A 1,967-nucleotide genomic window follows, 5' to 3' on the forward strand; every position below is an offset into this window, starting at 1 on the left:
AGCGGCGAGGCGGCTGAACGTTCCGCTCGCGCTGCCCGTGTGCACGCAGCGCCGGCCGTCGAAAGTGAACAGCGGTGCATCCGGTTCGGATCCTCCTTGCTCGCGTCGGCGGCCGAGTTGGAGGGCGAGCAGCTCCCCGATGCGCGGTCCGAAGGGAACGAAGCGGCTCTTGCCAAACTTCCCACCATGGACGATGAGAAGCTGTCTCTCAGTATCAATGTCGTCCATGTGCAGTCCGCAGGCCTCTCCGACCCTGAGCCCGAGTCCGTAGCAAAGGGCGAAGATGGCATGGTAGGTCGGGCCGCGATCGGTGGCCCGGGAATTGTCGGGAAGGGCAGCGGCCGCCTTGAGCAGCTGGCGGGCCTGGGATGGATCGAATAGGAAGGGCAGTCGCTGGTCCGTGTCCCGGCGCCGGGTTCCGTGCCAGGGTGATGCATCCAGGCGTTGCTGGCTGACAGCCCAGTCAAGGAAACTTCCGAGTACTCCGATGAGGTGGTTGAAACTGCGGGCCCGGTGCCGTGGCCTGGAGGCAACAAAGTCATCGAGCAGGCGCGGGGTGAGGTTCGCCAGATCGGTCACGGTGTGCCGTTCGGCGAAGGCAAGGAGCAGGTGCAGTGTCGCTTCCTCGCTCAGGTATTTCCGGCCCAGCGCCCGCTTGTAGGCCAGGAAGTCCGCCACGGCGGCAGCTAGGTTCGCACTCATCCGAGCACCGCTTCCCCGTCACCCAGGGCGACCTCGCGCAGTGCCTCGACGGCGACCTTGGCATAGATCTCGGTGGAACGTGACGAGCGGTGGCCGACGAAGTCGCCGATGGTCTTCAGGGTGAAGTTCGCATCAACGAGGCGCTGGATCGCTGTGTGGCGTAACGTGTGCGAACCCGGCCGGGCCACGTCGATTCCGGCCTTGAGTAGGTAGAGGCGGGCGCAGGACGAAACCCCGGCGGCGCTGATCGGCTGGCGGGGAGCCACGGCACGAAAGAACACGTGCCGGTCACTGGTTGTTGGGCGCCCATGCTGAAGGTAGTCAAGGATTGCCTCGCCGACCACGGCAGAAAGGGGAAATGCCGTGGAGTGGCCGGCCTTGCGCTCGGGGACCGCCAAACGCTCATGCTTCCAGTCGATGTCATCCAGGGTCAGCGCAGCGACTTCCCGGCCGCGCAGCCCATAGGTGACCAGCAGGACCAGAATGGCGTAGTCGCGCCTGCCCGCCTCGGTCTGGCGGTCAACACTGGCCAAGACCCGATTGACGTCGTCCCAGGAAATGGAGCGGGGGATGTCCGATAGCCGGTAGACCTGGGGCCATCCGACGGCCGAGCTCAGGTCTCTGGAGAGGATGCCCTGGCGGTGGGCGTAACGCAGGAAAACCTTCAACGAACCCGCTTCATCACGCACCGTAGTCTTGGCCAGTCCGGCGCCGGCGCGCTCGACAAGGAAGGCGCTGAGGATCATCGGGGAGATCTCCCGAATCGACTCCACGCCGATCTGCCGCAGGTAGGTTTCGAAGTGGTCAAGATGGATGCGGTAGCCCCGCACCGTAAACGGACGCAGGCCCCGCTCCTGGACAAGGTAGTCGAAGAAGCCCGGGACAGTGTCAGCGAACGGATGAAGATCGCGCCTTCGCCCGGTCGGCTCGTACCCGGCCAGGACAACCGCGAGCATGTGCTCCACAGGGCCCCGGACTTCGTTGGCCATCGAACGAGTCGAGCCCGTGTGCTCGTTGTGAAGGGCAACCCGGTGTTCGACAAACGCGTCCACGTGCGCAGGCAATTCCCCAATACTGGCCGCACCTCGGGCGCTGGCAAATTCGCCGAACGCGAAGACCACCGGGACCCGGGACCAGATATACCGGTCCTTATACTGATGAGCAGCCAGCCAATCAACGTACGTCTCGATCTCCACGCCCATCCATGAGCCCCGGAGCCGATCGACAGTGGACGGCTTGGCGAAATAATCCTCCAACATGGCAAC

The 1,967-nt window shown here is 64.5% G+C and carries 2 protein-coding genes; both read right to left on the minus strand.

The genetic code is table 11. The features are described from left to right. Positions 1-702: tyrosine-type recombinase/integrase (locus OS914_RS17845; protein WP_267547400.1), on the minus strand; the 702-nt coding region annotated here is incomplete at its 3' end. Then, the coding region (locus OS914_RS17850; RefSeq protein ID WP_267547401.1) for a tyrosine-type recombinase/integrase at positions 699-1,967 on the minus strand (1,269 nt) is incomplete at its 5' end. The genes OS914_RS17845 and OS914_RS17850, both read right to left, overlap by 4 nt.

This window comes from Arthrobacter endolithicus (assembly GCF_026627425.1).
Lineage (GTDB): Bacteria > Actinomycetota > Actinomycetes > Actinomycetales > Micrococcaceae > Arthrobacter_M.